The following is a 25,357-nucleotide window of genomic DNA, read 5'->3' as shown; positions in this document are numbered from 1 at the left end:
CGCCCGAACGGCGCCGCGCCGGGGGCCGGGGTGAGGTCGAGTGCCGGATCGTGGGCGGTCAACGCAGCTCCCTGCCGGTCAGCTCGAGAAAGACGTCTTCGAGGGTGCGCCGCTCGATGCTCAGGTCGTCGGCCGTGACGCCCTCGGCCGCGCACCAGGCCGTCACCGTGGCCAGCAGCTCGGGGCCGACCTGGCCCTCGATGATGTAGTGGCCGGCCGGCGACTCCTTGGCCGCGCTGCCGGTCGGCAGCGCGTTGAGCAGCTCCTCCAGGCCCAGCCCCGGCCGGGCGCGGAAGCGGAGCTGGCGTTCGGCGCCGGTCAGGGTGGCGGGGGTGCCCTCGGCCACGACCCGGCCCCTGTCGATGATCACCACGTGGTCGGCCAGGCGTTCGGCCTCGTCCATGTGGTGGGTGGTCAGCACCACCGAGACGCCCGCCGCGCGCAGCTCGCCGACGAGGTCCCAGCAGGCGTGGCGGGCCTGCGGGTCCAGGCCGGCGGTCGGCTCGTCGAGGAAGACCAGCTCGGGCCGGCCCACGACGGCCGCGGCCAGCGACAACCGCTGCTGCTGGCCGCCCGACAGCCGCCGGTAGGGCGTGCGGGCGTGGTCGGCGAGCCCCAGCCGGTCGAGCAGCGCCTGTGGCGGGAGGGGATGGGCGTAGAAGCGCGCGACCAGCCGCAGCCACTCGGCGCAGCGCATCGCCGGCGGCACGCCGCCCGCCTGGAGCATCACCCCGATCCGCGGGCGCAGCCCGGGAGTGGCGGGGTCGAGGCCCAGCACCCGGACCGTGCCCGCGTCGGGGGTGCGGAACCCCTCGCAGATCTCGACCGTGGACGTCTTGCCCGCGCCGTTGGGGCCGAGGACCGCGGTCACCGCGCCGCGGCGGGCCCTGAGCGTGAGGCCGTCGACGGCGGTCGTGCCCCCGTAGCGTTTGACCAGGTCGACGATCTCGACGGCTGGGGAATCCATGGCCACGAGTTTAGGGACTGTCCCGCCCGGTCCGGGCCTCAGGTGCGTTCTTCCCGGCGACGGCGCGGCCCGCCGCCGCCGGGCGTTCATGCGGCCGGGACCTATGAGACAGAGGGGCAGGAAACTATCATGTTAAATATCTGATAACCGGGAATTAGGAGGATCCTTAACCCGGTTTGACCCGAGGGCCCTCGTGGGCCGCCCATGCCTGCGAGGAAGGGGTCAGGAATGTCCGTGGCAGAGGCCACCGCCACCGCCGTACGGCCGGAGCGGAGGAGCCGCCGGGCGTTATTGCTGGTGATCCTGGGCGCGCTCTCGGCGATCGGCCCGCTGTCCATCGACATGTACCTGCCCGCCCTGCCCGCCATCACCTCCGAGATGCTCAGCGTGCCGGCGCAGGTCCAGCTCACCCTGACGGCGTGTCTCATCGGCGTCTCCGTCGGCCAGGTGATCGCCGGCCCGGTGAGCGACGTACGCGGGCGCCGGGTGCCGCTCATCGTCGGCGTGGCGGGCTTCATGGCGGCCTCGCTGCTGTGCGCGTTCGCCCCCTCGGTGCCCATGCTCATCGCCTTCCGGCTGCTGCAGGGCATCCTCGGCGGCGCGGCGCTGGTCATCGTGCGGGCCGTCGTCCGCGACCTGTACGACGGCGCGGCCATCGCCCGCATCTTCGCCACGCTCATGCTCGTCAGCGGGTTGGCGCCCATCCTGGCCCCCATCGCCGGGGCGCAGCTGCTGGCCTTCACCTCCTGGCGGGGCGTCTTCGTCGCGCTCAGCGTCGCCGGGGTCGTGCTGCTGGTGTGCGTGCTGACCGGCGTACGGGAGACGCTGCCCGCCTCCGCGCGCGAGAGCGGCGGGCTGCGGCACACCATCCGCACCTTCTGGCACCTGCTGCGCGACCGGGCGTTCATGGCCTGCGCGCTGACCGCGGGGCTGGCGTTCGCGGCGATGTTCGGCTACATCTCCGGCTCGCCGTTCGTGCTGCAGGAGGTCTACGGCGCCACGCCCCAGCAGTATTCGCTCATCTTCGGGCTCAACGCCTTCGGCCTGACCCTCACGGCCCAGGTCGGCGGACGGCTGTCGGGCCGGGTGCCGCCGGTGCGCCTGGTGCTCATCGGCCTGGTGATCGCCCTGGCCGGCGCCGTGCTGCTGCTGACCGCGGCGCTGACCGGGATGGGCCTGTGGGGGGTCGTCGGCGGGCTGTTCGTCATCATGCTCGGCCAGGGCCTGGTGATGCCCGGCACGGGCGCGCTGGCGCTGGCCTCGCAGCCCCCGCAGATCGCGGGCAGCGCCTCCGCCCTGCTCGGCGTGCTGCAGTTCGCCCTGGGCGCGCTGGCGGCGCCGCTCGTCGGCCTGGTGGGTTCCGGCACCGCCGTGCCGATGGCGTGCGTGATGTTCGGCCTCATCATCTGCGCGGGCCTCATGTTCGTCCTGCTGGGCCGCCGAACGGCGGTCCGCGCAGTTAGGTAAGGCTACCCTGCGTGAGTAATGCCATTCCGGTCCCTGCTCAGATCCGTTTGTGAAGCGGGAAGGAATTACGGCACACTGATGTTGTGAAAAACATGCCCACGATGGAGCCAGGCGGTGAGCGCGGCACGCGTGCCCGCGTCGCCAGGCTGATTCTTGAGCATGGTCCCGTCGCGGCCGCCGCCCTGGGCGAGCGGCTCGGGCTCACCCCCGCAGCGGTCCGCCGTCATCTCGACGCGCTGCTGGCGGACGGAATGATAGAGCCCCGCACGGTCCGGCCGCGCGGGCAGCGCGGGCGCGGACGGCCGGCCAAGCTGTTCGCCATCACCGACGCGGGGCGCAGTGCTTTCGAGCACGCCTATGACGACCTGGCCGGGAGCGCGCTGCGCTACCTGGCCGACCGCATGGGGAAAGAAGCCGTGGCCGACTTCGCCCGCTCGCAGGTCTCAAGCCTGCTGAAGCGGCTGGAGCCGGTCATGCGGACGGTGCCGGCGGACCAGCGCGTGCAGGTGCTGGCGCAGGCGCTGTCGGCGGAGGGGTACGCCGCCTCGGCCAGCAAGGCCAAGTCGGGCGGAGACCAGCTCTGCCAGCACCACTGCCCGGTGGCGCACGCGGCCGCGGAGTTCCCGCAGCTGTGTGAGGCCGAGACGGAGGCGTTCGCGCAACTGCTCGGCACGCCGGTGCAGCGCCTGGCCACGATCGCCCACGGCGACGGGGTCTGCACGACACATGTGAGCCCGCAGAGTTTGGGCGATCCCGCACAGAGAGACAAGAGCAAGGAGACCGGAAGGTGACTGTCACCGACCGCCCGGAGCTGGAAGGCCTCGGGAATTACAAGTTCGGCTGGGCCGACCCGGATGCCGCGGGTGCGGCGGCCAAGCGCGGCCTGTCCGAGGAGGTCGTCCGCAACATCTCCGCGCTCAAGAACGAGCCGGAGTGGATGCTCGACCTTCGCCTGAAGGGCCTCCGCCTGTTCCACAAGAAGCCGCTGCCGACGTGGGGCTCCGACCTCACCGCCATCGACTTCGACAACATCAAATACTTCGTGCGCTCGACCGAGAAGCAGGCCGCTTCCTGGGACGAGCTGCCCCCCGACATCAAGAACACCTACGACAAGCTCGGCATCCCCGAGGCGGAGAAGCAGCGCCTCATCGCCGGTGTCGCCGCCCAGTACGAGTCCGAGGTCGTCTACCACAAGATCCGTGAGGACCTCGAGGAGAAGGGCGTCATCTTCCTCGACACCGACACGGGCCTGAAGGAGCACCCGGAGATCTTCCAGGAGTACTTCGGCTCCGTGATCCCGGTGGGCGACAACAAGTTCGCCGCCCTCAACACCTCCGTGTGGTCCGGTGGCTCGTTCATCTACGTGCCGCCGAACGTCGAGGTCGAGATCCCGCTGCAGGCCTACTTCCGGATCAACACCGAGAACATGGGCCAGTTCGAGCGGACGCTGATCATCGTCGACGAGAACAGCTACGTCCACTACGTCGAGGGCTGCACCGCGCCGATCTACTCCAGCGACTCGCTGCACAGCGCCGTCGTCGAGATCATCGTGAAGAAGAACGCCCGCTGCCGTTACACGACCATCCAGAACTGGTCCAACAACGTCTACAACCTGGTCACCAAGCGCGCCGTGGCCTACGAGGGCGCGACCATGGAGTGGATCGACGGCAACATCGGCTCCAAGGTCACGATGAAGTACCCGGCCGTCTACCTCATGGGCGAGCACGCCAAGGGCGAGACGCTGAGCGTCGCGTTCGCCGGCGAGGGCCAGCACCAGGACGCCGGCTCCAAGATGGTGCACCTGGCGCCCAACACCAGCTCCAGCGTCATCTCCAAGTCGGTGGCGCGCGGCGGCGGCCGTACCTCCTACCGCGGTCTCGTGCAGATCGAGGAGGGCGCCCACGGCAGCGCCAGCACCGTCAAGTGCGACGCGCTCCTGGTCGACCAGATCAGCCGCTCCGACACCTACCCCTACGTCGACGTCCGCGAGGACGACGTCTCGATGGGCCACGAGGCCACGGTCTCCAAGGTCAGCGAGGACCAGCTCTTCTACCTCATGAGCCGCGGCCTCGGCGAGGACGAGGCGATGGCGATGATCGTGCGCGGCTTCGTCGAGCCGATCGCGCGCGAGCTGCCCATGGAGTACGCGCTCGAGCTCAACCGGCTGATCGAGCTGCAGATGGAAGGAGCCGTCGGCTGATGGGCCTGAACGAGAAGCCCCTGTCGACCCTGCACGAGAAGGCGTCCTACGACCTGGCCGACTTCGACGTCCCGACCGGGCGCGAGGAGGCGTGGCGCTTCACGCCGCTGTCGCGGCTGAAGGGCCTGCACAACGGCGAGGCGGCGTCCTCGGAGGCCGTGGGTCACGTCCGCGTGGACGTCGACGCGGCCCCCGAGGTCACCGTCGAGACGGTCGGCCGCGACGACGCCCGCGTGGGCAAGTCGTTCGTGCCGGGCGACCGGGTCAGCGCCCAGGCGTGGAACAGCTTCGAGAAGGCCACCGTCATCACGGTGCCGCGCGAGGCCGTCACGTCCAAGCACACCGTGCTGACGCTGACGGGCTCGGGCGACGGCGCCGCCTACGGCCACATCGTGGTCAAGGTGGAGCCGCTGGCCGAGGCCGTGGTCGTGCTCGACCACAAGGGCAGCGCGGTCTACGCCGACAACATCGAGTTCATCGTCGGCGACGGGGCCAACCTCAAGGTCGTCAGCCTCCAGGACTGGGACGACGACGCGGTCCACGTCTCCCACCACCACGCCCAGCTCGCCAAGGACGCGACGTTCCGCAGCTTCGTGGTGACGTTCGGCGGCGACCTCGTACGCCTGTCGCCCAGCGTGTCCTACACCGCCCCCGGCGGCGACGCCGACCTGTCGGGCGTCTACTTCGTCGACGCCGGTCAGCACCTGGAGCACCGCCTCCTGGTCGACCACTCGCAGCCCAACTGCAAGAGCAACGTCGACTACCGGGGCGCGCTGCAGGGCCAGGACGCGCACGCCGTCTGGATCGGCGACGTGATCATCCGGGTCGAGGCCGAGGGCACCGACACGTACGAGCTCAACCGCAACCTCATCCTCACCGACGGCGCCCGCGCCGACTCGGTGCCCAACCTGGAGATCCTCACCGGCGAGGTCGCGGGAGCGGGGCACGCCTCCGCCTCCGGCCGCCTCGACGACGAGCACACCTTCTACCTCCAGGCCCGCGGCATCCCCTACGACGAGGCCCGCCGCCTGGTCGTGCGGGGCTTCCTCGGCCAGCTGATCGAGAAGATCCAGATCGAGGAGATCCGCGAGCGGGTCTTCGGGGCGCTGGAGGCTGAGCTCGCCCGATGAGTTTCGAGAAGGTGTGCAGGCTCGACGACATCCCCGACCAGGGGGTGCTCGGCATCGAGGTGGGCGAGACGCCGGTCGCGCTCGTGCGCAAGGGCCGCGAGGTCTTCGCGCTGCACGACGTCTGCTCCCACGCCGAGGTCAAGCTGAGCGAGGGCGAGGTGTACGACGGCACACTGGAGTGCTGGCTGCACGGCTCGTGCTTCGACGTCCGCTCCGGCAAGCCCACCGGCCCGCCCGCCACCAAGCCCGTGAACGTCTACACAGTCAAGATCGACGGCGATGACGTCCTCGTCTCGCTCTCGAAGGAGTCATAAGTGTCAACCCTGGAGATTCGTGACCTGCAGGTCGCCGTCGAGGACAAGGAAATCCTGCGCGGCGTCAACCTGACCGTGAAGTCGGGTGAGACTCACGCCATCATGGGCCCAAACGGCTCCGGCAAGTCGACGCTCGCCTACGCGATCGCCGGTCACCCCAAGTACACGATCACCGGCGGCCAGGTGCTGCTCGACGGTGCCGACCTGCTGGAGCTGTCGGTCGACGAGCGGGCCCGTGCCGGCCTGTTCCTCGCCATGCAGTACCCGGTCGAGGTGCCCGGGGTGTCGGTGTCCAACTTCCTGCGCTCGGCCGTCACCGCGGTCCGCGGCGAGGCTCCCAAGCTGCGCGAGTTCGCCAAGGACCTGAAGAACGGCATGGACGCGCTGTCCATCGACCCCGCCTTCGCCCAGCGCAACCTGAACGAGGGCTTCTCCGGCGGCGAGAAGAAGCGCCACGAGATCCTCCAGATGGAGCTGCTCAAGCCGAAGATCGCGGTGCTCGACGAGACCGACTCCGGCCTCGACGTCGACGCGCTGCGCGTGGTGTCGGAGGGCATCAACCGCTTCCGCGCCTCGGGTGAGACGGGTGTGCTGCTGATCACGCACTACACCCGCATCCTGCGCTACGTGAAGCCCGACTTCGTGCACGTCTTCGCGGGCGGGCGCATCGTGGAGGCGGGCGGCCCCGAACTGGCCGACAAGCTCGAGTCCGAGGGCTACGAGCAGTACACGAAGGCATCTGCATGACTTCCATCAGCTTCGATGTGGAGAAGATCAGGAAGGATTTCCCGGTCTTCTCCCGCGAGCTGCCCGACGGGCGACCGCTCGTCTATCTCGACTCGGGCAACTCCTCACAGAAGCCCAATCAGGTCATCGAGACCATGCGGGAGCACCTGGCGTTGCACTACAGCAACGTCGGGCGTGCCATGCACGTGCTCGGGGCCGAGTCGACCGACGCCTACGAGAACGCCCGCGACAAGATCGCGGGCTTCGTCGGGGCGCCGTCCCGCGACGAGGTGATCTTCACCAAGAACGCCTCCGAGGCGCTCAACCTCGTCGCCTACTCCTTCGGCAACCCCGCCAACACCGATCCGCGCTTCACGCTCGGCCCGGGTGACGAGATCGTCATCTCCGAGATGGAGCACCACTCCAACATCGTGCCGTGGCAGCTGCTCGTGCAGCGCACCGGCGCGACGCTGAAGTGGTTCGGCGTCACCGACGACGGGCGGCTCGACTACGCGCCCGGCCTGATCACCGAGCGGACGAAGATCGTCTCGATCGCCCACCAGTCCAACGTGCTCGGCACCGTCAACCCGGTCGCCGAGGTGGCCAGGCGGGCGCACGAGGTCGGCGCGCTGATCATGCTGGACGCCTCGCAGTCCGTGCCGCACCACCCGGTCGACGTGACCGAGCTGGGCGCCGACTTCGTGGCCTTCACCGGCCACAAGATGGTCGGCCCCTCGGGCATCGGGGTGCTGTGGGCCCGGACCGAGCTGCTGGAGGCCATGCCCCCGTTCCTGGGCGGCGGCGAGATGATCGAGGCGGTCTGGATGGACCGTTCGACGTACGCGCCGATCCCGCACAAGTTCGAGGCCGGCACGCCGCCGATCGTCGAGGCCATCGGGCTCGGCGCGGCGGTCGACTACCTCACCGAGGTCGGCATGGACGCCATCGAGGCGCACGAGCGCACGCTGACGGCCTACGCGCTCGACGCCCTGAGGGACATCCCCGGCCTGCGGATCATCGGCCCCGACTCGCTGGAGCAGCGCGGCGGCACGGTGTCGTTCGCGATCGAGGGCATCCACCCGCACGACGTCGGGCAGATCCTCGACGACCGGTTCGGCGTCGCCGTACGCGTCGGTCACCACTGCGCGCGCCCCCTGCACCTACGCTTCGGAATACCGGCGACCACGCGGGCGTCGTTCTACCTGTACAACACCACGGGCGAGATCGACGCCCTGGTGCGCGGCCTCCACCACGTTCAGAAGGTGTTCGCATAGCCATGATCGGCGAGTCGATGTACCAGGAGCTGATCCTGGAACACTACAAGCACCCGCAGGGGCGGGGGCTGCGTGAGCCGTACGACGCCGAGGTCCACCACGTCAACCCGACGTGCGGCGACGAGATCACGCTCAGGGTCAAGGTGGGCGACGCCGGCAAGGTGCTCGACGTCTCCTACGAGGGCCAGGGGTGCTCGATCAGCCAGGCCGCCGCCTCGGTGCTGTACGAGCTCGCCACCGGCTCGACGGTCGAGGAGACGCTCGCCGTGGTCGACGAGTTCACCCGCCTCATGCAGGGCAGGGGACAGATCGAGCCCGACGAGGACGTCCTCGGCGACGCGGTCGCGTTCGCGGGCGTGGCAAAGTTCCCGGCGCGCGTCAAGTGCGCGCTGCTTTCGTGGATGGCGTACAAGGACGCTGTTGTGAGGAGCGCCGAATGAGCAAGCCAGTGGAGACCCCTACCGACTTCGACGGCGACAGCAGTGTCGACGAGGTGATGGAGGCGCTGAAGGACGTCGTCGACCCCGAGCTCGGCATCAACGTCGTCGACCTCGGCCTGATCTACGGGCTCAACCTCGACCCCACTGACGGCGGCAAGCCCGTGGCCACCATCGACATGACGCTGACCAGCGCCGCGTGCCCCTTGACCGACGTGATCGAGGACCAGGCCAACTCGGCGCTGGACGGCATGGTCTCCGAAGTGAAGATCAACTGGGTCTGGCTGCCGCCATGGGGGCCGGACAAGATCACCGACGAAGGGCGTGAGCAGCTCCGTATGCTAGGCTTCAACGTCTGATCTTCTCGTCGCTGTCTCGGCTGGCGTCCCACGTCAGCCGCTTCAGTGTGCCAGCAGCGGGTTTTCGGAAAGTCCCGGTCCATGACGGGGAATATCCGATAACATCCCGGGCGTTGGCACGAGGTACACATACACCAACGTCTCATCGCGCGTCTCGCATCGCCTGCGGCCGGTGCCCTGGTGTATCCCCCCTCACTTTGATCCCGCTCCCATGGCGGCGGGTGCCCCTGAACGAGTGCGGCCCCGAGCCGCACGTCCCGGCTCGTCCTTTCGCAGAAGTGACGTGCCACTTCGACGGAAAGGCACGAATTTCGTGACCATGCTTGACGCTGTCATGCCCACGCTCGGTGAGACTCCCGAGCCGGGCCCGTCCGAGTTCGAGCTGCTCGGCCTGCCGAAGCCGCTCGTCACCGGACTGGCCAAGCTGGGCTTCGACAGCCCGTTCCCCATCCAGAGCGCGACGATCCCCGACGTGCTCGCCGGCCACGACGTGCTCGGCCGCGGCCAGACCGGCTCCGGCAAGACACTGGCCTTCGGCCTGCCCACCATGGCCCGCATCGCCGGCACCAGGCCCGCCCCTGGCCGTCCGCGCGCGATGATCCTCGTGCCCACCCGTGAGCTCGCCCTCCAGGTCCACGACGCCCTGGAGCCTCTCGGCCGCGGCCTCGGGCTGCGGATGAAGGTCATCGTCGGCGGCATGTCCATGGGCAAGCAGATCGAGGCGCTGCGGCGCGGTGTCGACGTCGTCATCGCCACCCCGGGCCGCCTCGGTGACCTGATCCGGCAGGGCGAGTGCTCGCTGGCCGAGATCGACGTCAGCGTTCTGGACGAGGCCGACCACATGTGCGACCTCGGCTTCTTCCCCGTCGTCACCGAGCTGCTCGCGCAGACTCCGTCCGACGGGCAGCGGCTGCTGTTCTCCGCCACGCTCGACGGCGACGTCGACAAGCTGGTGCGGCGCTTCCTGAAGGACCCGATCACCCACTCCGTGGCCCCCGCGACCTCGCCGGTCGAGACCATGGAGCACCACGTGATGCAGGTCACGCGCGACGACAAGTTCGACGTCATCGCCGAGATCGCCAACCGCGAGGGCCGTACGATCATCTTCGTGCGCACCCAGCACGGCGTCGACCGGCTCTGCAAGCAGCTGGCCCGGGTCGGCGTCAAGTCGGGCGGCCTGCACGGCGGCAAGCGCCAGAACCAGCGCACGCGCATCCTCGCCGAGTTCCGCGAGGGCGCCGTCAACGTGCTGGTCTGCACCGACGTCGCCGCCCGCGGCATCCACGTCGACAACATCAGCCTGGTGCTGCACGTCGACCCGCCGCAGGACCACAAGAGCTACCTGCACCGCGGCGGCCGTACGGCCCGCGCGGGCGAGAAGGGCACGGTCGTCACGCTGGTGCTGCCCAACGAGCGCCGCGCGACCGACGCGCTGACCCGCCGTGCCGGCATCCAGCCGTTCCGGCTCAAGGCCACCCCCGGTCATCCCCGGATCGCCGAGGTGACGGGCGCCCGCACGCCGAGTGGCGAGTCCATCCCGGTGTGGGAGCCCGACGTCCGCAAGCCGCTGCGCCCGCGCCGTGAGGGCGGCGGCGCCTCCGAGCGCCGTGGCCGTCGCGGCCGCCGTGACTTCGACGGTGACCGCCGTCCGCGCCGACACGACAACGACGGCGAGCGCTCGTTCGGGTCGGGCCCGCGCCGGCACGAGAACGGCGATCGGCCGTTCGTGTCCGGCTCGGACGACCGCCGGCCGCGCCGGCACACCGAGGGGGAGCGGCCGTTCGGCCGTCCCCAGGAGTCGCGGCCGGTCGGTGACGATCGCCGCCGCGACAGCCGGCCGCGGGGCGGCTACCGCTCCGACGACCGCCCTGTCCGTCAGGACGACCGCGGCCAGCGCGGCCCCGGCTTCCGTCCCGACGACCGCGGCACGCGCTTCGGCTCCGACCGGGGCCGTCCGTTCTCGGCCGAGCGTGACCGCGGCTCCCGGTCCGACGACCGCGGGCCGCGCGACGGCTACCGTTCCGGTGGCGGGCGCACGGACGAGCGCGGCAACGGTGGTTTCCGCAGCAACACCGGCGGGCGCCGCTTCGAGCGCTGACCCCTGTCTCACCGCTGCCCGCCGGGCCTCCCTCGCAGGAGGCCCGGCGGGCAGCGCTGTTTTCCGGGGATTTGACCTGGGCTGTCTCGCGTGGCGGACGTGGGGCGAGGCCATCGCATGACGCAGACTAGGCTTGACACGCACGTCAGCCGACCGACGAGAGAGACCATGAAGACCTTCGAAGAGCTGTTCGCCGAGCTGTCAGAGAAGGCCAGGACGAGGCCCGCGGGCTCGGGCACCGTGGCCGCGCTCGACGCCGGCGTCCATGCCATCGGCAAGAAGGTCGTCGAGGAGGCCGCCGAGAGCTGGATGGCGGCCGAGCACGAGTCAGACGACAGGGCCGCCGAGGAGATCTCGCAGCTCCTCTACCACGTTCAGGTGCTCATGATCGCCAAGGGCATCGGCCTCGACCAGGTCTACAAGCATCTCTAGGGCGCGCCGCGCCCGCCGCCGCAGAAAGCCCCTGGAGAAGCACCATCGAGACATCGAGGACCTGACATGCTGCGTCTGGCAGTACCGAACAAGGGCGCGCTCAGCGAGGGCGCGCAGAACATGCTCAAAGAGGCCGGCTACCGGTCGCGCAGAGACAGCAAGGAGCTCGTCGTGGTCGACGAGGAGAACGGCTGTGAGCTGTTCTTCCTGCGCCCGCGCGACATCGCCGTCTACGTCGGGGAGGGCACCCTCGACGCCGGCATCACCGGCCGCGACATGCTCATCGACTCCGGCGCGCCGGTCGAGGAGATCATGTCGCTCGGCTTCGGCGCCTCCACCTTCCGCCTGGCCGCCCGCGCGGGCGCGATGACGTCCGTCAAAGACCTCGACGGCCAGCGCATCGCCACCTCCTACGCGGGCCTGCTGGAGAAATACCTGTCCGACGAGGGTGTGGACGCGCGGGTGATCAAACTTGACGGCGCCGTCGAGACCGCGATCCGGCTCGGCGTGGCCGACGCGGTGGCCGACGTCGTGGAGACCGGCACCACTCTGCGCAACGTCGGCCTGGAGGTGTTCGGCGACCCGATCATGCGCTCCGAGGCGGTGCTCATCAAGCAGCAGGGCGCGATCGACGCGCCGGGCGTCGAGCAACTCGTACGCCGCCTGCAGGGCGTCGTGACCGCCCGCGACTTCGTCATGATGGACTACGACATCCGTGCCGAGCGCATAGAGGAGGCCATCGCGCTCACGCCCGGCATGGAGGGCCCCACGGTCTCCCCGCTGCACCGCGAGGGCTGGGTGGCGGTCCGCGCGATGGTGCGGCGCAAGGGCCACCAGCAGGTGATGGACAAACTGTGGGACATCGGCGCAAGAGCCATTCTGGTCACCGACATCTACGCCTGCCGCCTCTGACTTCTTCCCGCTAGGTCACCGGCATGCCGGGCATATCGCAGCCGTGCGTAATGAAACGGTTGCCTGGCGTGGTGACGCCAGGCGGATCTGGATCATGCTCAAGCAGGGCAACCGGCGCTGGGCGGCGGGCTCGTACCGCCGCCCGGGCCTGGATCCCGAGCGTCGCCGTCAGGTCGCGGCAGGCCAGTCACCGTGCGCGGTGGTCCTGTCGTGCATCGACTCCCGTGTGCCGCCCGAGGTCGTCTTCGACGTCGGACTCGGCGACCTCCTGGTCGTCCGTACGGCCGCGCACACTCTCGACTCCCTCGTCACGGCCGCCGTCCAGTACGGTCCGCAGGCCCTGTGCGCGCCCCTCGTGGTAGTGCTGGGCCACCAGCGCTGCGGCGCGGTCACCGCGGCCGCCGAGGCCTTACGCGGGCGGGAGACGCTGCCCGGCGCGCTGCCCCACCTCGTCGCGGCGCTCGAACCCGCCTACTCCACCGCCGACGGCCAGGTCGAGCCCATGGCGCACGCGCACATCCGGCGTACCGTGGCCCTCCTGAGAGCCGATCCCCTCCTGCACGGCGCGGCCACCGTGATCGGCGCGTACTACAGCCTCGACACGGGACTGGTGAGCCGCGTGGTCTGACAAATGTCATGGTCTAAGCCGGATGGATCGCACTAACCGCGCGAGATCCCCGGCCATAGCGTTCTGAACATGAACGCCATCGTGTTCGACCACGTCAGCAAGCTCTACGGAGACGTGCTCGCCGTGGACGACCTCTCACTCGCCATCGAGCCAGGCACCACCGTGGCCCTGCTCGGCCCGAACGGCGCGGGCAAGTCGACCTCCGTCAAGCTCCTGCTCGGCCTGCTCGCGCCCACGCGCGGCCGGATCACCCTGAACGGCCGCACTCCCGCCGAGGCGGTGCGGGCGGGCGAGCTGGGAGCCATGCTCCAGGACGGCGCGCTCATCCCCGAGCTGTCCGTCAAAGAGCTCGTCGACCTGGTACGACGCCTCTACCCGCGCCCGCTCGCCCTGGACGAGGTGCTCCGGCTCGCCGACCTGTCCGACCTGGCCGACCGCCGGGCCGGCAAGGTGTCGGGCGGGCAGGCGCAGCGCGTCAGGTTCGCTCTCGCGATCGCCGGGGCGCCCAGGATCCTGCTGCTCGACGAGCCCACCGTGGCCATGGACGTCGAGTCGAGACTGCGCTTCTGGGCCGGCATGCACGACTACGCGGCCGGCGGCAGGACCGTGCTGTTCGCCACCCACTACCTGGAGGAGGCCGACGAGCACGCCGACCGGGTGGTCGTCGTCGCCGGGGGCAGGCTCGCGGCCGACGGCACCCCCGCCGAGATCAAGGCGGCCGCCGGCGGCCGCAGCGTGCGCTTCTCGCTCCGCGACCAGCCGGCCGCCGGGCTCGGCCTGCTGCCGGGCGTCAGCGCCGTCGAGATCGCCGCGGGCGTCGCCACGCTGCACACCTCGGACGTGGACGCCACCCTCGCCGGGCTCTACCGGGGCACCACGCTCGACGTACGCGACGTGTGCCTGCCGGACGCCGGCCTCGAATCCGCCTTCCTCACCCTCACCAGGCAGTCCTGATGCCGCACTACGCCAGGACCGAGACCCTGCGGCTGCTGCGCAACCGGCGCTACATCATCTTCGTCGTCGCCTTCCCCGTCCTGCTCTACCTGATCAACGCCAACATGTACGGCCGGCAGACCGATCCGGGCGGTGTGACGTACAGCGTGGTGATCATGGTGTCGATGGCCGCGTACGGGGCGCTGTCCGCCGCCATGATGAGCACGGCGGTGCCGTGGGCCACCGAGCGGCAGTCGGGGTGGCTGCGCCAGCTGCAGATCACGCCGCTGCCGGGCCGGGCGGTCGTCGCCACCAAGCTGGCCGTCGCGCTGCTGCTGGTGCTGCCCGCGCTGGTGCTGGTCGGTGTGGTCGCGGTGGTGCAGCAGGGCGTGGCGCTGCCGGTGGGCACGTGGGTGGCGCTGCTGCTGGCCCTCTGGCTCGGCGCGCTGCCGTTCGCCGCGCTGGGGCTGGCCATCGGGTCCGTGCTGTCGGCCGACGCGGCGCAGCCGGCCTCGCTGATCTGCGTGTTCGGGCTGGCGGTCGGCGGCGGGCTGTGGTTCCCGCCCGAGGTGCTCGGCGAGTCCCTGCGGCCGTTCATGGAGCTGCTGCCGACCTTCTACTACGCCGCGCTCGGCCGCAGCCTCGTCGCCGGGCACGGCCTGCCGCTGGCGGACGTGCTCGTGGTCCTGGGCTGGGCGGCCGCGCTCGGGGCGGCGGCGGCCGTCCTCTACCGCAGGGCTACTGTGCGGGCATGAGCTTCGCCGACAGGATCAGCTTCGGCGCGGCCGACGAGACGCCGTCGGCCGGACGTCGGCTGCTCGGCATCTCGGTCGGGCTGGTCTACCTCGTCTTCCCCGCCGGGGAGATCGTGACGGGAGCCGTCACCGGCGTACGCGCGGTGTGGGCGGGCACCCTGCTCGTGGTGTACATCGGGTTCTTCCTCGGCACCACGCTGAGCGCCAGGAGCTTCGTGGAACGGGGCCGGTGGACCTACCCGCTGCTCGCCGTCACCACCGTGCTCGGTGTGGCGGGCGCGGTGGTCTTCGGCGGGTCCTGGCTGAGCCTGCCCGTCTACACCGTGGTGCTCTACGGATTCGTCCTCCCGGCGGTGCGGGCGATCTGGGCCGTCGCGGCGAGCGTCGCCGTCGTGATCGGCGCCGGCCTGCTCCACCACGACGAGCCGGGGCTGCTCATCATGCTGGCGCTGCAGGTCGTGACGCTCGGCGTGCTGTTCATCAGCGTGCGCAACACCAGGGTGCTCACCCGCGAGCTGGGCCTGGCCCGCGACGAGGTGGCCCGCCTGGCCGCCACCGAGGAACGCCTGCGCATCGCCCGCGACCTGCACGACCTGCTGGGCCACAGCCTGTCGCTGATCGCGCTGAAGAGCGAGCTGGCCGGGCGGCTGGCCGAGGAGTCGCCGCGGGCGCGCAAGGAGATCGAGGACATCGAGGCCGTCGCCAGGAAGGCGCTGGGCGAGGTGCGCGAGGCGGTCACCGGCTGGCGGCGGCGCAGCCTGCCGGAGGAGCTCGACGCCGCCAGGGCCGTGCTGCGCGCGGCGGGCGTGCGCGAGCAGGTGCGGGTCTCGGGCACGCCGCTGCCCGGGCCGCTCGACGGACTGCTCGGCTGGGCGGTGCGCGAGGGCACCACCAACGTCGTACGGCACGCCAGGGCCACGTCGTGCCGGATCGAGGTGACGTACGACGGCCGGCGGGCCACGCTTGACGTCGTGGACGACGGGAAAGGCGGCGGCGGGCCGTACACGCAGGGGAGCGGGCTGCGCGGGCTCGGCGAGCGGGTGGCGCAGGCGGGCGGCACCGTCACGGCCGGCCAGGAGCCGGGCGGGCACCGGCTGACGGTACGCGTGCCGGCGGAGGCGGACGCGTGATCCGGGTGATGATCGCGGAAGACCAGGGCATGGTCCGCGGCGCCCTGGCGTCGCTGCTCGGCCTGGAGCCCGACATCGAGGTCGTCGGCGAGGCCGCGGACGGCGCGGAGGCGGTCGCCGTCGCGGCGAAGGTGCGGCCCGACATCGCGCTGCTGGACATCGAGATGCCCGGCACGGACGGTCTCACAGCCGGGGCCGAGATCAGCGCCCGGGTGCCGGGATGCCGGGTGATGATCCTGACCACGTTCGGGCGGCCCGGCTACCTGCGTACGGCGATGGAGGCGGGGGCGGCGGCGTTCCTGGTGAAGGACAGCCCGGCCAGGGAGCTCGCGGCGGCGATCCGGCGGGTGCACGCCGGGGAGCGGGTCATCGATCCCGCGCTGGCCGCTGCGGCGCTCAGCGCGGGGCCCAACCCGCTGTCGGCCCGCGAACGGGACGCGCTGGCCGCGGCGTCCGACGGGTCGACCATCGGGGACATCGCGCGGCGGCTGCACCTGTCGGAGGGCACCGTGCGCAACTACCTGTCGTCGGCCATCCAGAAGACCGGCGCCCGCAACCGGATCGAGGCCGTGCGGCACGCCCGCGCCCAGGGCTGGCTCTAGTAGCGCAGCTCGGCCAGGACCGCGTAGTGGTCGGAGGCCGGCTCGGGGCCGTCGCCGACGATCCGGCAGCTCAGCGGGTGGCCCGCGCCGCCCGCCCGCGGCCAGGCGCTCAGCACGTAGTCGAAGCGGCGGTCCGGATACAGGCCCGGACGGGCCCACGGGTTGGCGTTGCTCCACGTGTGGCCGGGGCCGCCGTCGCCGGCCACCTCCCAGGCGTCGTAGAACACCAGCCCCGGCGTGGGCGGCGCGCTGCGGCCGGTCAGCATGCGGATCTCGTCACTGTCCGGGGGCGCGTTGAAGTCGCCGCACACCAGCGCCGGGTGCCTGCGGGAGGCCGCCTCGGCCACGAACGCGGTCAGCGCCCGCACCTGCGCCTGGCGCACCTCCGACTCGTCCAGCCGGAACGAGCCGATGATCACGCTGAACACCTGTAAGGGGCCGCGTGGTCCGGCCAGCTCGCAGAACAGCGCGGTGCCCGGCATCCGGCCGCCCGGCAGCTGACGCTCCTCCTGCCGGGTGACCGGCCAGCGCGACAGCACCGCGCAGGGCAGCGTCCCCGAGGCGGAGGCGGCGTGCTCGTAGCCGAGCGCCTGACCGGCCCACTCCTGCAGCAGCACCACGTCGGGCGCGTGCTCGTGGACCACCTTCCCGATCCGCCGGGCGCGCTCGGCGTACGGGCCGTACTCGCCCCACACGTTCCAGGTCAGCACGCGCACGCGCGTCCCGACCGGCGGCCCGTACGGCTCCGCCCAGTTCATCTCAGCCCCTCCACGACCCTGATCGCGTGATCCACCTGCTCCGGGCCGGTCACGATGCTCGTCCCGAAGCGGAGCAGCGGCGGGTTGTACGGCGTCGTGCTCGCCGCCACCTTCAGCGCGCGCAGCCGCTGCACGGCCTGGAACGGCTCCATGCCCGCGATCGAGCAGCACACCAGCCCCGCCGACAGCTCAGGAGCCCGCGGGGTGGCCGGCGTGACGTGCGGCAGCTCGGCCAGGCCCGCCTTGAGACGGGTGGCCAGTTCCTGCGTACGCCGCTCCACGCGGGCCTTGCCGATCGCCGTCATGAACGCGAACGCCTCCGGCATCGCCCACCGGTGCTCGAACGCCTTGTAGCCGCCGGGGGTGACCAGCTCGGCCGTGCCCGGCCCCGGCGAGGCGCCGCCGTGCCAGGCGGCGAACGCGGCCCCGCTGAAGCTCGGCACGATCGGCGCGATCGTGTCCCAGGCGCGGCCCCACACGATCCCGGTGCCGCGCGGGCCGAACAGCCATTTGTGCGTGCCGCTGGCCAGGAAGTCGCAGCCCAGGTCGGTCACGTCGTCGGCCAGCGCGCCGAACCCGTGCACGCCGTCGACGCACAACAGCGCCCGGTCGTGCTCGGCCCGGTCCTTGTTGGCCTCGGCCAGCATGTCGGCGATGGCCCGCACGGGCACGCGCACGCCCGTGCTCGAATGCACCCAGGTCACCGCCACCACCCTGGTGCGCGGGCCCAGCCCTTCCTTGATCGCCGAGACCATCCGGTCCACCGAGGCGGCGGCCGGGTCGTCGTACAGCCTGACCCTGCGGACCTGCGCGCCCGTGCGGGCGGCGAGCAGCCGCAGGCCCTCGTGGGTGGCCAGGAAGTCGTGCTCGGTGGTCAGCACGTCCTGGCCGGGGCGCAGCGCGATGCCGGAGTAGAGCAGGGCCAGGCCCATCGTGGTGCTGTCGGTCAGGGCGATGTCGCCGGGCCCGCCGCCCAGGTAGCGGGCCGCGGCCTCGCGTACCGTCTGGTCGGGGTCCCCGCCGGGCGGGATGTACTCGGGGTCGGCGTCCAGGGCGTCGCGGTGCGTGCTGATCGCCTCGCGCACCGGCGCCGGCGCCGGCGCCAGCACGAACGCCGCGAACTGCCCGTACGCGGGGTCCAGCGCGAACTGGGCGCGTACGGAAGCCCAGTCGGTGGGGTCGAAGGCCCGGGACGCGTTGTTTCCGGGCGACGGGTTCCTGGGCGACGGGTTCGCGGGGGAGGGGCTCGCGGCGCACGCGGTCACCCCGGCGAGCATGCCCGCGCCCAGCAGGGTGCGTCTGTTCAGCGGCCGATCCATGCTCCCTTCCTATCCCGCCCGTGCCCGGCCGCCCAGCGCGCAGCGCCGGTCCGTTCAGCTTCTCAGCGAGGTGACCTGCCTGATCAGGTCGGAGACGCGGACGATGCCGAGGCAGCGGTTCAGCTCGTCGGTGACCACCAGGTCGTCGTAGACGCGGGCCGTGTCCCGGCCCGCCGCCTGCATGGCGGCGATCGCCGGGGTCGTGCGCGGGACCGTGCGGGGCGGGTCGGCCAGGCGCTGCGCCGGCTTCGAGCCGTGCAGGGCGTGGCCGTAGCGGGTGGCGAACGACAGCAGGAAGCGGCCGCGGTCGAGGCTGCCCTTGGGCCGCTGGAACTCGTCCACCAGGATCACGCTGGTGATCGTCGGCTCCTCCCCGAACGCCGCCACCGCCTCCTCCGCCATGGCCTCCGCGGGCAGGGTCACGGCCGGGAGCAGCAGCTCCTGCACGCGCGGCCCGAGCATCGCCGAGGCAGCGGACTCGTCGGCGATCGGCAGCGGGACGCGTACCCGGCCGTCGGGGCCCGGGGCCAGCAGGGGGCCGTGCGCGAGGCGTACGCCGAGGCCGCGGATCGTCGCCGCCTGGGCCTCGTGCTTCACACCGGGGGCCATGACGTGCGCGCCGATGCCGCGGGCCAGCGTGGCCACCGCGCGCGCCACCGCCGCCGCCCGGTGGTCGCCCGGGATGCGCGCCACCAGCTCGGGGTGCAGGGCCACCAGGTACGGGGCGGTGTCGGTGACGGTGTCCAGGGTCGGGCCCATGCTGCCGACGTCGGTGAAGCCGTACAGGTAGCCGATCGCGCGCAGGCCGTCCAGAGCCACCCTGAGCAGGGGGCGTTCGTGCTCCTGGCACGGTCCAGTGATGAGCAGGATGGCCTCCCGGGGGTGGCGGCCCGCTCGTCTCAGCGCCTCGTGGAGCGGGGTCAGCGCGCCCGCGCCCGCCAGCACCACCCGGATCGGCAACTCCAGCACCATGGGGAGCGGCGCCGCCCGCAGGACGCCGCCGGCCTCCACGAAGGCGGGGTGCGCGATGACGGCCCCGGTGTCGAGATCCACCAGGGGACTGGCGAGCAGGGAGGACACGTACCGAATCGTGCTCCTGCCACGACCGCATCAGAAGCCCCGCGAAACAGAATTAACCGATATTTCGGTTGAGGTTCCCCAAAACCACTGGCCCCGCCCGCGCACTGACCGCAACCACCAGGGCGGGGGTGGTGATCGGTTAGCCTCGGGGCATGAGCGGGCGGCCGGCGAAGGGTGGTGGGCGGTGGGTCTCGGTGCCGCCGGAGCGGGTGCATCCGTGGATTGACGGGTTCGCCGACCGTCACGGGCCCTTCTCCACCACCGGGGACGAGCGGGTGGTGCGGCTGGTGGCCGAGGACGGGGCGGTGGCGGAGTTGTACGTGCCGTTCCCGCCGATGACGCCGCCCGGGCCGCCGCACGTCACCCGGCTCGTCGCCCACGCGAACGCCGACCGGCGGATCGGGGTCTTTCTCGTACGTCTCGGTGGCTACGCGGCGGGGGTGTTCCACGGGTCGGCGCTGGTGGCTTCGAAGGTGGGCTCGCGACTGGTCCAGGGCCGCACGGCGGCCGGCGGCTGGTCGCAGCAGCGGTTCGCCAGGCGTCGGCGCAATCAGGCCGACCGGGTGTTCGACGACGCGGTGGAGACGGCGGTGCGGGTCCTGACGCCGTACCTGGGGGATCTCGACGGCGTGGTGCTCGGCGGGGACCGCCGCGCGGTGGACGCCCTGCGGCCGGACCGGCGGCTCGCGCCGCTGCTGGCGCTGGAGAAGGAGCCCTTCCTCGTGGTGCCCGACCCGAGGCACGCGGTGCTGCGCGACACGCCCGCCCAGTTCCGGGCCGTACGGGTGCGGGTCGTCGATCCGGAGTGAGCCGTCAGGCGAACGCCTCCCGGTGGTCGGCGAGGAAGGCGCTCAGGGAGCGTGGTGGGCGGCCGGTCAGGTCCTGGACCGCGGTCGTGGTCGTGGACCAGCGGCCGTCGCCCGTCTCGGCCATGAGGGCGGCCAGGTCGGTGGCGAGCGGGCGGGGCATGCCCTGGCGTTCCAGGTGGGCGGTCATCTCGCGGACGGGCAGGTCCACGTAGCGGAAGGGGCGGCCCAGTGCCCTGGTGATCTCCTCGGCGACGCGGTCGTGGGAGAGCGACTCAGGGCCGGTGAGGACGTGCTCGGCGTCCGGTCCCACCGGGCGGGTGAGCAACGACGCGGCCACCTCGGCGAGGTCGCGGGCGTCGACGTAGGAGACCGGGCCGGGGCCGTAGGAGCCGTGCATGACGCCGTCGCGGAAGTCGTGCGGCAGGTTCTGCAGGAAGCCGCCCGGCTGGAGGATCGTCCACGGCACGCCCGACTTCCTGAGATGGGCGTCGACCAGGCCGTGCATGCCCGTGCCGAGCCGCCCGCCCGGCGCGGCGCCGCGTACGGACACGGAGACGATCTGGGTGGCGCCCGCGCGGGCGGCCAGATCGATGACGGCGCGGTGGGCGTCGGCGAAGCCGGGCCACAGCGAGCTGTTGAGGAACAGCCGGTCGCCCGGCGACAGCAGCGCGCCGATCGTCTCGGGCCGCTCGAAGTCGGCCAGGGCGTACGGGCAGTCCAGGTCGCCGGCGGGACGCCGGACGACGGCGAGCACCTCCGGCGGCGGCCGCCGGCCCCCGCGCAGCAGGCCGACGAGCGCGCGGCCGATGACGCCGGTCGCGCCGGTCACCACGATCACGAGAACACCTCCATAAGTGGACGAGAAGCTTCCGCTTGCGCGGACGCTACACTAAGCGGAAGCAAACCGTCCACTTGGGAGTCGTACGTGCGCGCGGACGCCAGGCGCAACCGGGACAAGATCGTCGAAGCGGCGGCGGAGATCGTCGCCGAACGCGGCGTCCACGTCCCCATGGAGCTGATCGCCAGGCGTGCCGGGGTCGGCGTCGGCACGCTCTACCGCCGCTTCCCCGACCGGGACGCGCTGATCACGGCCGTCGGCGACCACTACGTGCGGGCGATGGCCGAGGTGGTCGACGTCACCGCCCGGCAGAGCGCCGACGCCTGGAGCGCGATCGGGCGGTTCGTGGCCTGGGCCGCCGCGCCCGGCCGCGTCGCGCTGGCCTCCGCGCTCGCCGTGCTGCCGCAGGAGGCGACCACGGGCGGCGCCGAGTTCGCCGAGGCGCGCAGGGAGTGGATGGAACGGCTCGACAGGCTCGTCCGCCGCGCCCAGGCGGAGGGCGACATGCGAACCGACGCCGGCGTCGAGGAGCTCATCCACCTTCTGGCCGTCTTCACCTGCCATCCGAACGGGTTGCCGGAGCCCGTGGCCGCCGACCCCGGACGGTATTTGCGGCTGATGCTCGACGGCATGAAGGCGCCGTCAGCGGATCCGATCGGTTGAGACGATTCAAAACAATCTTGAATGCGGCTATGATGAGCCGCGTTCCCGGTGGGCCGCATCGGAAGGCCTGCCCCTAGCAGCGCGTTCCCCCTCTTCTTCCGGCAGCACGGCCCCGTGAGGATCGATGGCGACCAGGAGCATCAAGGAGGTCGCGCAGCTGGCGCGCGTCTCCGTGGGCACGGTCAGCAACGTGCTCAACCGCCCCGAGATCGTCTCGCCCGCCACCCGCGAACGCGTCTTCGACGCCATCCGAGAGCTCGGTTTCGTCCGCAACGAGGTGGCCCGCCACCTGCGCGTCGGCCGCAGCCGCACGGTCGGGCTCGTCGTGCTCGACGTCTCCAACCCGTTCTTCGTGGACGTCGCCCAGGGCGCCGAGGCGGTGGCCGACGAGCACGACACGATGGTGGTGCTCTGCAACAGCGCCGGCGACCCCGGGCGCGAGCGCCGCCACCTCGACCAGCTCGAACAGCACCGGGTGCTGGGCGTCCTCATCACCCCGGTCGAGCAGGACAACCCGTGGCTGGCCGAGATGGCCGGCAGGGGCACGCCCGTGGTGCTGGTCGACAGCCCGGCGACCGGGCCGCGCTGCTCGGTGGCCGTCGACGACCGGATGGGCGGGCGGCTCGCCGGCGACCATCTGCTCGAACGCGGGCATCGGCGCGTCGTGTTCGCCGGCGGGCCGCCGTCCGTCAGGCAGGTGGCCGACCGGCACGCGGGCGTGGCCGAGGCCGTCGCCGCTGGGGCGGCCGAACTGCTCACCTGCACCGCGCCCGCGCTCACCGTGGCCGGGGGGCGGGCCATCGGGGAGCGCGTGGCGGGCCTGCCCGCCGGTGAGCGCCCGACGGCCGCCTTCTGCGCCAACGACATGATGGCGCTGGGGTTCCTGCAGGCCATGGCCGCCCACGGGCTGCGCGTGCCGGACGACCTCGCCATCGTCGGCTACGACGACATCGACTTCGCGGCGGCGGCGGCCGTGCCGCTGTCGTCGGTCCGCCAGCCTCGCCAGCTTCTCGGGCGGGCCGCCGTCGACCTGCTGCTCGACGAGGTGGCCGACCCCGGGCAGCACCGCCACCGGCAGGTCATCTTCCAGCCCGACCTGGTGGTCCGGGAGTCCAGCGCCCCGCACCGCACCCTCTGATCCGCGCCCGTTCGACGACCGGCGCCGGAAGCACCGTCAGAAGCGCTGTCCCAACGAGCCGCAGAGTACAGAAATATGCGGTTTTAGCGTCATTGACTTTGAGTCGATTCAACACTACTTTCGCAACACCGGCCGCGGTTCATCCGTTCGTAACGAGCGGGGAACCCCGGGGTGACGCCCCCACCGCGTGTCCGCGCACACGCCGTCAGAAGGTGCTGCGGGATGAGCCATCCAGCCATGTCGATGAAGGTGCACGCGGTCTGCTCCGAGGTCTTCTGGGCGGCCAGGCTCAACCTGATGTGGATCGTCTTCACCCTGCTCGGCGGGGTGGTGCTGGGCTTCGGCCCGGCCACCGTGGCCGCGTACGTCCTGGCCCGGCGACACGCGCGCGGTGAATCGATTCATTGGGGCGACTACTGGACCGTCTACCGGAGGGAGTTCGTCCGCGCCTCGTTGCTGGTCCTTCCCGTGGCACTGCCGGCCGTCGTGCTGGCGGGGAACCTGTCCGCCGTCGACGCCGGTCCGCTGCGGGCCGCGACGTACGCCGCGCTGACCGTCCTGGCGGCGGCCGGCGTCTACCTCGGGCCGCTGTACGCGCACTACGAGCTGCCGCTGTGGAGCTACTTCGCGAAGGCGTCGCTCGTGGCCCTGACCAGGCCGGCCTCCACCGCGCTGTTGCTGTTCGTCCTGTCGGCCATGGCCTTCGTGACCGCGACGGTGCCCGTCCTCGCCCCGATCGTCAGCGTCGGCGCGTGGATCTGTCTGAACACGTGGCTCTGCCTGCGCTTCTTCGAGGAGAACGAGGCGCGGCTGCAAGCGAAAGGGAACCCATGAGCGCATCTCCCCGCCGGATCCTCGCCGGTGTGTTAACGCTGACGACCGCATTAGCCGTGTCCGCCTGCGCGGGCGGCGGCGGAACCGAGGCGGACGGCAACACGCTGACCATGATGGTCCCGCTGTTCGGCACCGCCCCCGATCCCAAGGGCGAGATGCACCAGGCCGTCGAGAAACTGGCGGGCAAGAAGCTCGCCATCACCTGGACGCCGAACGCGGAGTACAACGAGAAGACCAACGTCGTGCTGGCCTCCGACTCGATCCCCGACGTCATGGTCATCCAGGACAACAAGAGCCCGTCCTTCGTCCAGGCGGCCAAGGCGGGGGCGTTCTGGGATCTGACCGACAAGCTCGACAAGTACCCGAATCTGAGGCCCAAGTCCGAGCAGGCCTGGATCAACTCCAAGACCGACGGCCGCAACTACGGCGTCTACCGGGTGCGTGCGCTGTTGCGCTCGGCCATCGTCCTGCGCAAGGACTGGCTGGACAAGCTCGACCTGGAGCCGCCCCGGACCACCGACGACCTCTACGAGATCGCCAAGGCGTTCACCGAGCGCGACCCGGACGGCAACGGGAAGAAGGACACCTACGGCCTGATCCTGCCGAAGTGGCCCAGCACCAACTTCTCCGCCTCCAACCCCTACAACGTCATCGACGTGTGGTTCGGCACTCCCAACAACTACGGCATGCGGGACGGGAAGCTCGTCCCCGAGTTCGACGTGCCCGAGTTCTGGGAGGCCCAGAAGTACATCAAGAGGTTCATCGACGAGGGCCTGGTCAACCCCGACTGGGCGACCCTGGACACCGGCAAGTGGAACGACCCGTTCGTCCAGGGCAAGGGCGGCATCATCATCGACGTCAACGTCCGTGCGGGCGAGCTGTTCGACGACTTCAAGGAGCTCGACCCCGAGACCTACGACGAGAAGGTCGCGATGGCGGGCAACCTGTCGCGGCCGGACGGCGAGAAGTTCTCCTACCCGTTCACCGGCTACAACGGCATCGTCGCCGTCTCCAAGCAGCGCGTCAGGACCGAGCAGCAGCTCGACGACGTGCTGAAGACGCTCGACAAGCTGGCCTCGAAGGAGGGCTCGATCCTGCTCAACAACGGGATCGAGGGCCGCAACTTCAAGGTCGAGGACGGTTACGCCGTCAAGGTCAACGACCAGGACCCGGCGATGAAGGTGATCAACAACGACGTGGAGTTCGCCTTCATCCAGCTCGGCATGACCTCCAGCGTCGGCGTGGCCGGTGAGGCGTACGAGTGGATGCGGCCCAGCCAGGCGGAGAAGGACTGGCTCAAGCAGCGCGACGAGCTGATGAACCTCGACCTGCAGACCGCGGTGCACGATCCGTCGTTGCCGGTGATCTCGGAGACCGCGGTCCAGAGGGGCGCGACGCTCAACCCGATCCCGACCGACGCGCGCATCAAGTACCTCGCGGGCGACCTCACCGAGGAGCAGTTCAGGGCCGAGATCAAGCGCTGGTACGACTCCGGCGGCACCCAGATCCTGGCCGAGCTGCAGGCCGGGATGGTCAAGACAGGCGGCTGAGCCG

The 25,357-nt window shown here is 71.2% G+C and carries 27 protein-coding genes; 22 read left to right on the top strand and 5 right to left on the bottom strand.

Features of this window, described 5'->3' with window-relative positions:
• Nucleotides 1–58: 58 nt before the first annotated feature.
• On the bottom strand, nucleotides 59–967 hold the full coding sequence (locus ACIBP6_RS12105; RefSeq protein ID WP_397051356.1) for an ABC transporter ATP-binding protein: 909 nt from the start codon (nucleotides 965–967) through the stop codon (nucleotides 59–61).
• Between the two features lie 228 nt (nucleotides 968–1,195).
• On the opposite strand from ACIBP6_RS12105, the gene ACIBP6_RS12100 reads away from it, so the two are divergent.
• The 17 genes from ACIBP6_RS12100 to ACIBP6_RS12020 all read left to right on the top strand — a co-directional run bounded on the left by ACIBP6_RS12100 (nucleotide 1,196) and on the right by ACIBP6_RS12020 (nucleotide 16,364).
• Entirely contained in the window at nucleotides 1,196–2,434 is a 1,239-nt protein-coding gene (locus ACIBP6_RS12100; protein ID WP_397051354.1) for a multidrug effflux MFS transporter, read from the top strand.
• Nucleotides 2,435–2,526: 92 nt separating this feature from the next.
• On the top strand, nucleotides 2,527–3,225 hold the full coding sequence (locus ACIBP6_RS12095) for a helix-turn-helix transcriptional regulator (protein ID WP_397051523.1): 699 nt from the start codon (nucleotides 2,527–2,529) through the stop codon (nucleotides 3,223–3,225).
• Nucleotides 3,222–4,634 carry a Fe-S cluster assembly protein SufB gene (sufB, locus tag ACIBP6_RS12090; RefSeq protein WP_132614919.1) on the top strand — a complete coding sequence of 471 codons (1,413 nt, stop codon included), beginning with the start codon at nucleotides 3,222–3,224 and terminating at the stop codon, nucleotides 4,632–4,634. The genes ACIBP6_RS12095 and sufB overlap by 4 nt, the downstream gene beginning before the upstream one ends.
• On the top strand, nucleotides 4,634–5,764 hold the full coding sequence (gene sufD, locus ACIBP6_RS12085) for a Fe-S cluster assembly protein SufD (RefSeq protein WP_397051352.1): 1,131 nt from the start codon (nucleotides 4,634–4,636) through the stop codon (nucleotides 5,762–5,764). Before sufB ends, sufD begins: the two co-directional genes overlap by 1 nt.
• On the top strand, nucleotides 5,761–6,078 hold the full coding sequence (locus ACIBP6_RS12080) for a non-heme iron oxygenase ferredoxin subunit (protein WP_397051350.1): 318 nt from the start codon (nucleotides 5,761–5,763) through the stop codon (nucleotides 6,076–6,078). Before sufD ends, ACIBP6_RS12080 begins: the two co-directional genes overlap by 4 nt.
• The gene (sufC, locus tag ACIBP6_RS12075) at nucleotides 6,079–6,825 is read left to right on the top strand and encodes a Fe-S cluster assembly ATPase SufC (protein ID WP_132614913.1); all 747 of its coding nucleotides are present in this window, start codon (nucleotides 6,079–6,081) and stop codon (nucleotides 6,823–6,825) included.
• Complete coding sequence (locus ACIBP6_RS12070) at nucleotides 6,822–8,078, top strand: cysteine desulfurase (protein ID WP_397051348.1); 1,257 nt, start codon at nucleotides 6,822–6,824, stop codon at nucleotides 8,076–8,078. Before sufC ends, ACIBP6_RS12070 begins: the two co-directional genes overlap by 4 nt.
• A 2-nt stretch (nucleotides 8,079–8,080) precedes the next feature.
• Nucleotides 8,081–8,518, top strand: coding sequence for a Fe-S cluster assembly sulfur transfer protein SufU (gene sufU / locus ACIBP6_RS12065; protein WP_132614909.1), 438 nt, complete (start codon nucleotides 8,081–8,083; stop codon nucleotides 8,516–8,518).
• Nucleotides 8,515–8,874 (top strand): metal-sulfur cluster assembly factor, encoded by a 360-nt coding sequence (locus tag ACIBP6_RS12060; RefSeq protein ID WP_397051346.1) that lies wholly within the window; start codon nucleotides 8,515–8,517, stop codon nucleotides 8,872–8,874. Before sufU ends, ACIBP6_RS12060 begins: the two co-directional genes overlap by 4 nt.
• A 319-nt stretch (nucleotides 8,875–9,193) precedes the next feature.
• Nucleotides 9,194–10,972 carry a DEAD/DEAH box helicase gene (locus ACIBP6_RS12055; RefSeq protein WP_397051344.1) on the top strand — a complete coding sequence of 593 codons (1,779 nt, stop codon included), beginning with the start codon at nucleotides 9,194–9,196 and terminating at the stop codon, nucleotides 10,970–10,972.
• A gap of 168 nt (nucleotides 10,973–11,140) precedes the next feature.
• Nucleotides 11,141–11,404 carry a phosphoribosyl-ATP diphosphatase gene (locus ACIBP6_RS12050; RefSeq protein WP_020547470.1) on the top strand — a complete coding sequence of 88 codons (264 nt, stop codon included), beginning with the start codon at nucleotides 11,141–11,143 and terminating at the stop codon, nucleotides 11,402–11,404.
• Nucleotides 11,405–11,470: 66 nt separating this feature from the next.
• Complete coding sequence (gene hisG / locus ACIBP6_RS12045; protein ID WP_397051342.1) at nucleotides 11,471–12,316, top strand: ATP phosphoribosyltransferase; 846 nt, start codon at nucleotides 11,471–11,473, stop codon at nucleotides 12,314–12,316.
• 43 nt (nucleotides 12,317–12,359) lie between these two features.
• The gene (locus ACIBP6_RS12040; protein ID WP_397051340.1) at nucleotides 12,360–12,944 is read left to right on the top strand and encodes a carbonic anhydrase; all 585 of its coding nucleotides are present in this window, start codon (nucleotides 12,360–12,362) and stop codon (nucleotides 12,942–12,944) included.
• A gap of 69 nt (nucleotides 12,945–13,013) precedes the next feature.
• Complete coding sequence (locus ACIBP6_RS12035) at nucleotides 13,014–13,898, top strand: ABC transporter ATP-binding protein (RefSeq protein ID WP_397051338.1); 885 nt, start codon at nucleotides 13,014–13,016, stop codon at nucleotides 13,896–13,898.
• Nucleotides 13,898–14,632 carry an ABC transporter permease gene (locus ACIBP6_RS12030; protein ID WP_397051336.1) on the top strand — a complete coding sequence of 245 codons (735 nt, stop codon included), beginning with the start codon at nucleotides 13,898–13,900 and terminating at the stop codon, nucleotides 14,630–14,632. Before ACIBP6_RS12035 ends, ACIBP6_RS12030 begins: the two co-directional genes overlap by 1 nt.
• Nucleotides 14,629–15,762, top strand: coding sequence for a sensor histidine kinase (locus ACIBP6_RS12025; protein WP_397051334.1), 1,134 nt, complete (start codon nucleotides 14,629–14,631; stop codon nucleotides 15,760–15,762). The genes ACIBP6_RS12030 and ACIBP6_RS12025 overlap by 4 nt, the downstream gene beginning before the upstream one ends.
• The gene (locus ACIBP6_RS12020; protein ID WP_397051332.1) at nucleotides 15,759–16,364 is read left to right on the top strand and encodes a DNA-binding response regulator; all 606 of its coding nucleotides are present in this window, start codon (nucleotides 15,759–15,761) and stop codon (nucleotides 16,362–16,364) included. The genes ACIBP6_RS12025 and ACIBP6_RS12020 overlap by 4 nt, the downstream gene beginning before the upstream one ends.
• Here the strand turns inward: ACIBP6_RS12020 and ACIBP6_RS12015 are convergent.
• From ACIBP6_RS12015 to ACIBP6_RS12005, 3 genes are read right to left on the bottom strand one after another with little or no spacing between them, the layout of a single operon-like run.
• The gene (locus ACIBP6_RS12015) at nucleotides 16,361–17,122 is read right to left on the bottom strand and encodes an endonuclease/exonuclease/phosphatase family protein (protein ID WP_397051330.1); all 762 of its coding nucleotides are present in this window, start codon (nucleotides 17,120–17,122) and stop codon (nucleotides 16,361–16,363) included. The two genes, ACIBP6_RS12020 and ACIBP6_RS12015, sit on opposite strands and share 4 nt — an antisense overlap.
• A complete protein-coding gene (locus tag ACIBP6_RS12010; protein WP_397051329.1) occupies nucleotides 17,119–18,441 on the bottom strand; it encodes an aminotransferase class V-fold PLP-dependent enzyme in 1,323 nt (440 codons plus the stop codon). Before ACIBP6_RS12010 ends, ACIBP6_RS12015 begins: the two co-directional genes overlap by 4 nt.
• Before the next feature lie 54 nt (nucleotides 18,442–18,495).
• Nucleotides 18,496–19,521, bottom strand: a complete 1,026-nt coding sequence (locus tag ACIBP6_RS12005; RefSeq protein ID WP_397051327.1) for an EAL domain-containing protein — start codon at nucleotides 19,519–19,521, stop codon at nucleotides 18,496–18,498.
• Between the two features lie 152 nt (nucleotides 19,522–19,673).
• On the opposite strand from ACIBP6_RS12005, the gene ACIBP6_RS12000 reads away from it, so the two are divergent.
• A complete protein-coding gene (locus tag ACIBP6_RS12000) occupies nucleotides 19,674–20,330 on the top strand; it encodes an acVLRF1 family peptidyl-tRNA hydrolase (RefSeq protein WP_397051325.1) in 657 nt (218 codons plus the stop codon).
• 4 nt (nucleotides 20,331–20,334) lie between these two features.
• Here ACIBP6_RS12000 and ACIBP6_RS11995 read toward each other — a convergent pair whose 3' ends face one another.
• Nucleotides 20,335–21,168 (bottom strand): NAD(P)H-binding protein, encoded by an 834-nt coding sequence (locus ACIBP6_RS11995; RefSeq protein ID WP_397051323.1) that lies wholly within the window; start codon nucleotides 21,166–21,168, stop codon nucleotides 20,335–20,337.
• Nucleotides 21,169–21,255: 87 nt separating this feature from the next.
• On the opposite strand from ACIBP6_RS11995, the gene ACIBP6_RS11990 reads away from it, so the two are divergent.
• The 4 genes from ACIBP6_RS11990 (at nucleotide 21,256) to ACIBP6_RS11975 (ending at nucleotide 25,353) form a co-directional block, all read left to right on the top strand.
• Entirely contained in the window at nucleotides 21,256–21,831 is a 576-nt protein-coding gene (locus tag ACIBP6_RS11990; RefSeq protein ID WP_397051321.1) for a TetR/AcrR family transcriptional regulator, read from the top strand.
• 124 nt (nucleotides 21,832–21,955) lie between these two features.
• A complete protein-coding gene (locus tag ACIBP6_RS11985) occupies nucleotides 21,956–22,969 on the top strand; it encodes a LacI family DNA-binding transcriptional regulator (RefSeq protein ID WP_397051319.1) in 1,014 nt (337 codons plus the stop codon).
• A 222-nt stretch (nucleotides 22,970–23,191) separates the two neighbouring features.
• Nucleotides 23,192–23,803: a YesL family protein gene (locus tag ACIBP6_RS11980; RefSeq protein ID WP_397051317.1), complete on the top strand. Its 612-nt coding sequence runs from the start codon at nucleotides 23,192–23,194 to the stop codon at nucleotides 23,801–23,803.
• A complete protein-coding gene (locus ACIBP6_RS11975; RefSeq protein ID WP_397051315.1) occupies nucleotides 23,800–25,353 on the top strand; it encodes an extracellular solute-binding protein in 1,554 nt (517 codons plus the stop codon). The genes ACIBP6_RS11980 and ACIBP6_RS11975 overlap by 4 nt, the downstream gene beginning before the upstream one ends.
• The last annotated feature ends 4 nt before the right edge of the window (nucleotides 25,354–25,357 follow it).

The organism is Nonomuraea terrae (assembly GCF_044465245.1).
In the GTDB taxonomy this organism is placed as follows: Bacteria; Actinomycetota; Actinomycetes; order Streptosporangiales; family Streptosporangiaceae; genus Nonomuraea; species Nonomuraea terrae.
This window is presented reverse-complemented; position numbering and strand designations above follow the sequence as displayed.

What these genes read in the sequence shown, in the direction of transcription:
- ACIBP6_RS12105 (WP_397051356.1), bottom strand. Translation starts at nt 967, where the DNA reads ATGGATTCCCCAGCCGTCGAGATCGTCGACCTGGTCAAACGCTACGGG.
- ACIBP6_RS12100 (WP_397051354.1), top strand. Translation starts at nt 1,196, where the DNA reads ATGTCCGTGGCAGAGGCCACCGCCACCGCCGTACGGCCGGAGCGGAGG.
- ACIBP6_RS12095 (WP_397051523.1), top strand. Translation starts at nt 2,527, where the DNA reads ATGCCCACGATGGAGCCAGGCGGTGAGCGCGGCACGCGTGCCCGCGTC.
- sufD (WP_397051352.1), top strand. Translation starts at nt 4,634, where the DNA reads ATGGGCCTGAACGAGAAGCCCCTGTCGACCCTGCACGAGAAGGCGTCC.
- ACIBP6_RS12080 (WP_397051350.1), top strand. Translation starts at nt 5,761, where the DNA reads ATGAGTTTCGAGAAGGTGTGCAGGCTCGACGACATCCCCGACCAGGGG.
- ACIBP6_RS12070 (WP_397051348.1), top strand. Translation starts at nt 6,822, where the DNA reads ATGACTTCCATCAGCTTCGATGTGGAGAAGATCAGGAAGGATTTCCCG.
- sufU (WP_132614909.1), top strand. Translation starts at nt 8,081, where the DNA reads ATGATCGGCGAGTCGATGTACCAGGAGCTGATCCTGGAACACTACAAG.
- ACIBP6_RS12060 (WP_397051346.1), top strand. Translation starts at nt 8,515, where the DNA reads ATGAGCAAGCCAGTGGAGACCCCTACCGACTTCGACGGCGACAGCAGT.
- ACIBP6_RS12055 (WP_397051344.1), top strand. Translation starts at nt 9,194, where the DNA reads ATGCTTGACGCTGTCATGCCCACGCTCGGTGAGACTCCCGAGCCGGGC.
- ACIBP6_RS12050 (WP_020547470.1), top strand. Translation starts at nt 11,141, where the DNA reads ATGAAGACCTTCGAAGAGCTGTTCGCCGAGCTGTCAGAGAAGGCCAGG.
- hisG (WP_397051342.1), top strand. Translation starts at nt 11,471, where the DNA reads ATGCTGCGTCTGGCAGTACCGAACAAGGGCGCGCTCAGCGAGGGCGCG.
- ACIBP6_RS12035 (WP_397051338.1), top strand. Translation starts at nt 13,014, where the DNA reads ATGAACGCCATCGTGTTCGACCACGTCAGCAAGCTCTACGGAGACGTG.
- ACIBP6_RS12030 (WP_397051336.1), top strand. Translation starts at nt 13,898, where the DNA reads ATGCCGCACTACGCCAGGACCGAGACCCTGCGGCTGCTGCGCAACCGG.
- ACIBP6_RS12025 (WP_397051334.1), top strand. Translation starts at nt 14,629, where the DNA reads ATGAGCTTCGCCGACAGGATCAGCTTCGGCGCGGCCGACGAGACGCCG.
- ACIBP6_RS12015 (WP_397051330.1), bottom strand. Translation starts at nt 17,122, where the DNA reads ATGAACTGGGCGGAGCCGTACGGGCCGCCGGTCGGGACGCGCGTGCGC.
- ACIBP6_RS12010 (WP_397051329.1), bottom strand. Translation starts at nt 18,441, where the DNA reads ATGGATCGGCCGCTGAACAGACGCACCCTGCTGGGCGCGGGCATGCTC.
- ACIBP6_RS12000 (WP_397051325.1), top strand. Translation starts at nt 19,674, where the DNA reads ATGAGCGGGCGGCCGGCGAAGGGTGGTGGGCGGTGGGTCTCGGTGCCG.
- ACIBP6_RS11985 (WP_397051319.1), top strand. Translation starts at nt 21,956, where the DNA reads ATGGCGACCAGGAGCATCAAGGAGGTCGCGCAGCTGGCGCGCGTCTCC.
- ACIBP6_RS11980 (WP_397051317.1), top strand. Translation starts at nt 23,192, where the DNA reads ATGAGCCATCCAGCCATGTCGATGAAGGTGCACGCGGTCTGCTCCGAG.
- ACIBP6_RS11975 (WP_397051315.1), top strand. Translation starts at nt 23,800, where the DNA reads ATGAGCGCATCTCCCCGCCGGATCCTCGCCGGTGTGTTAACGCTGACG.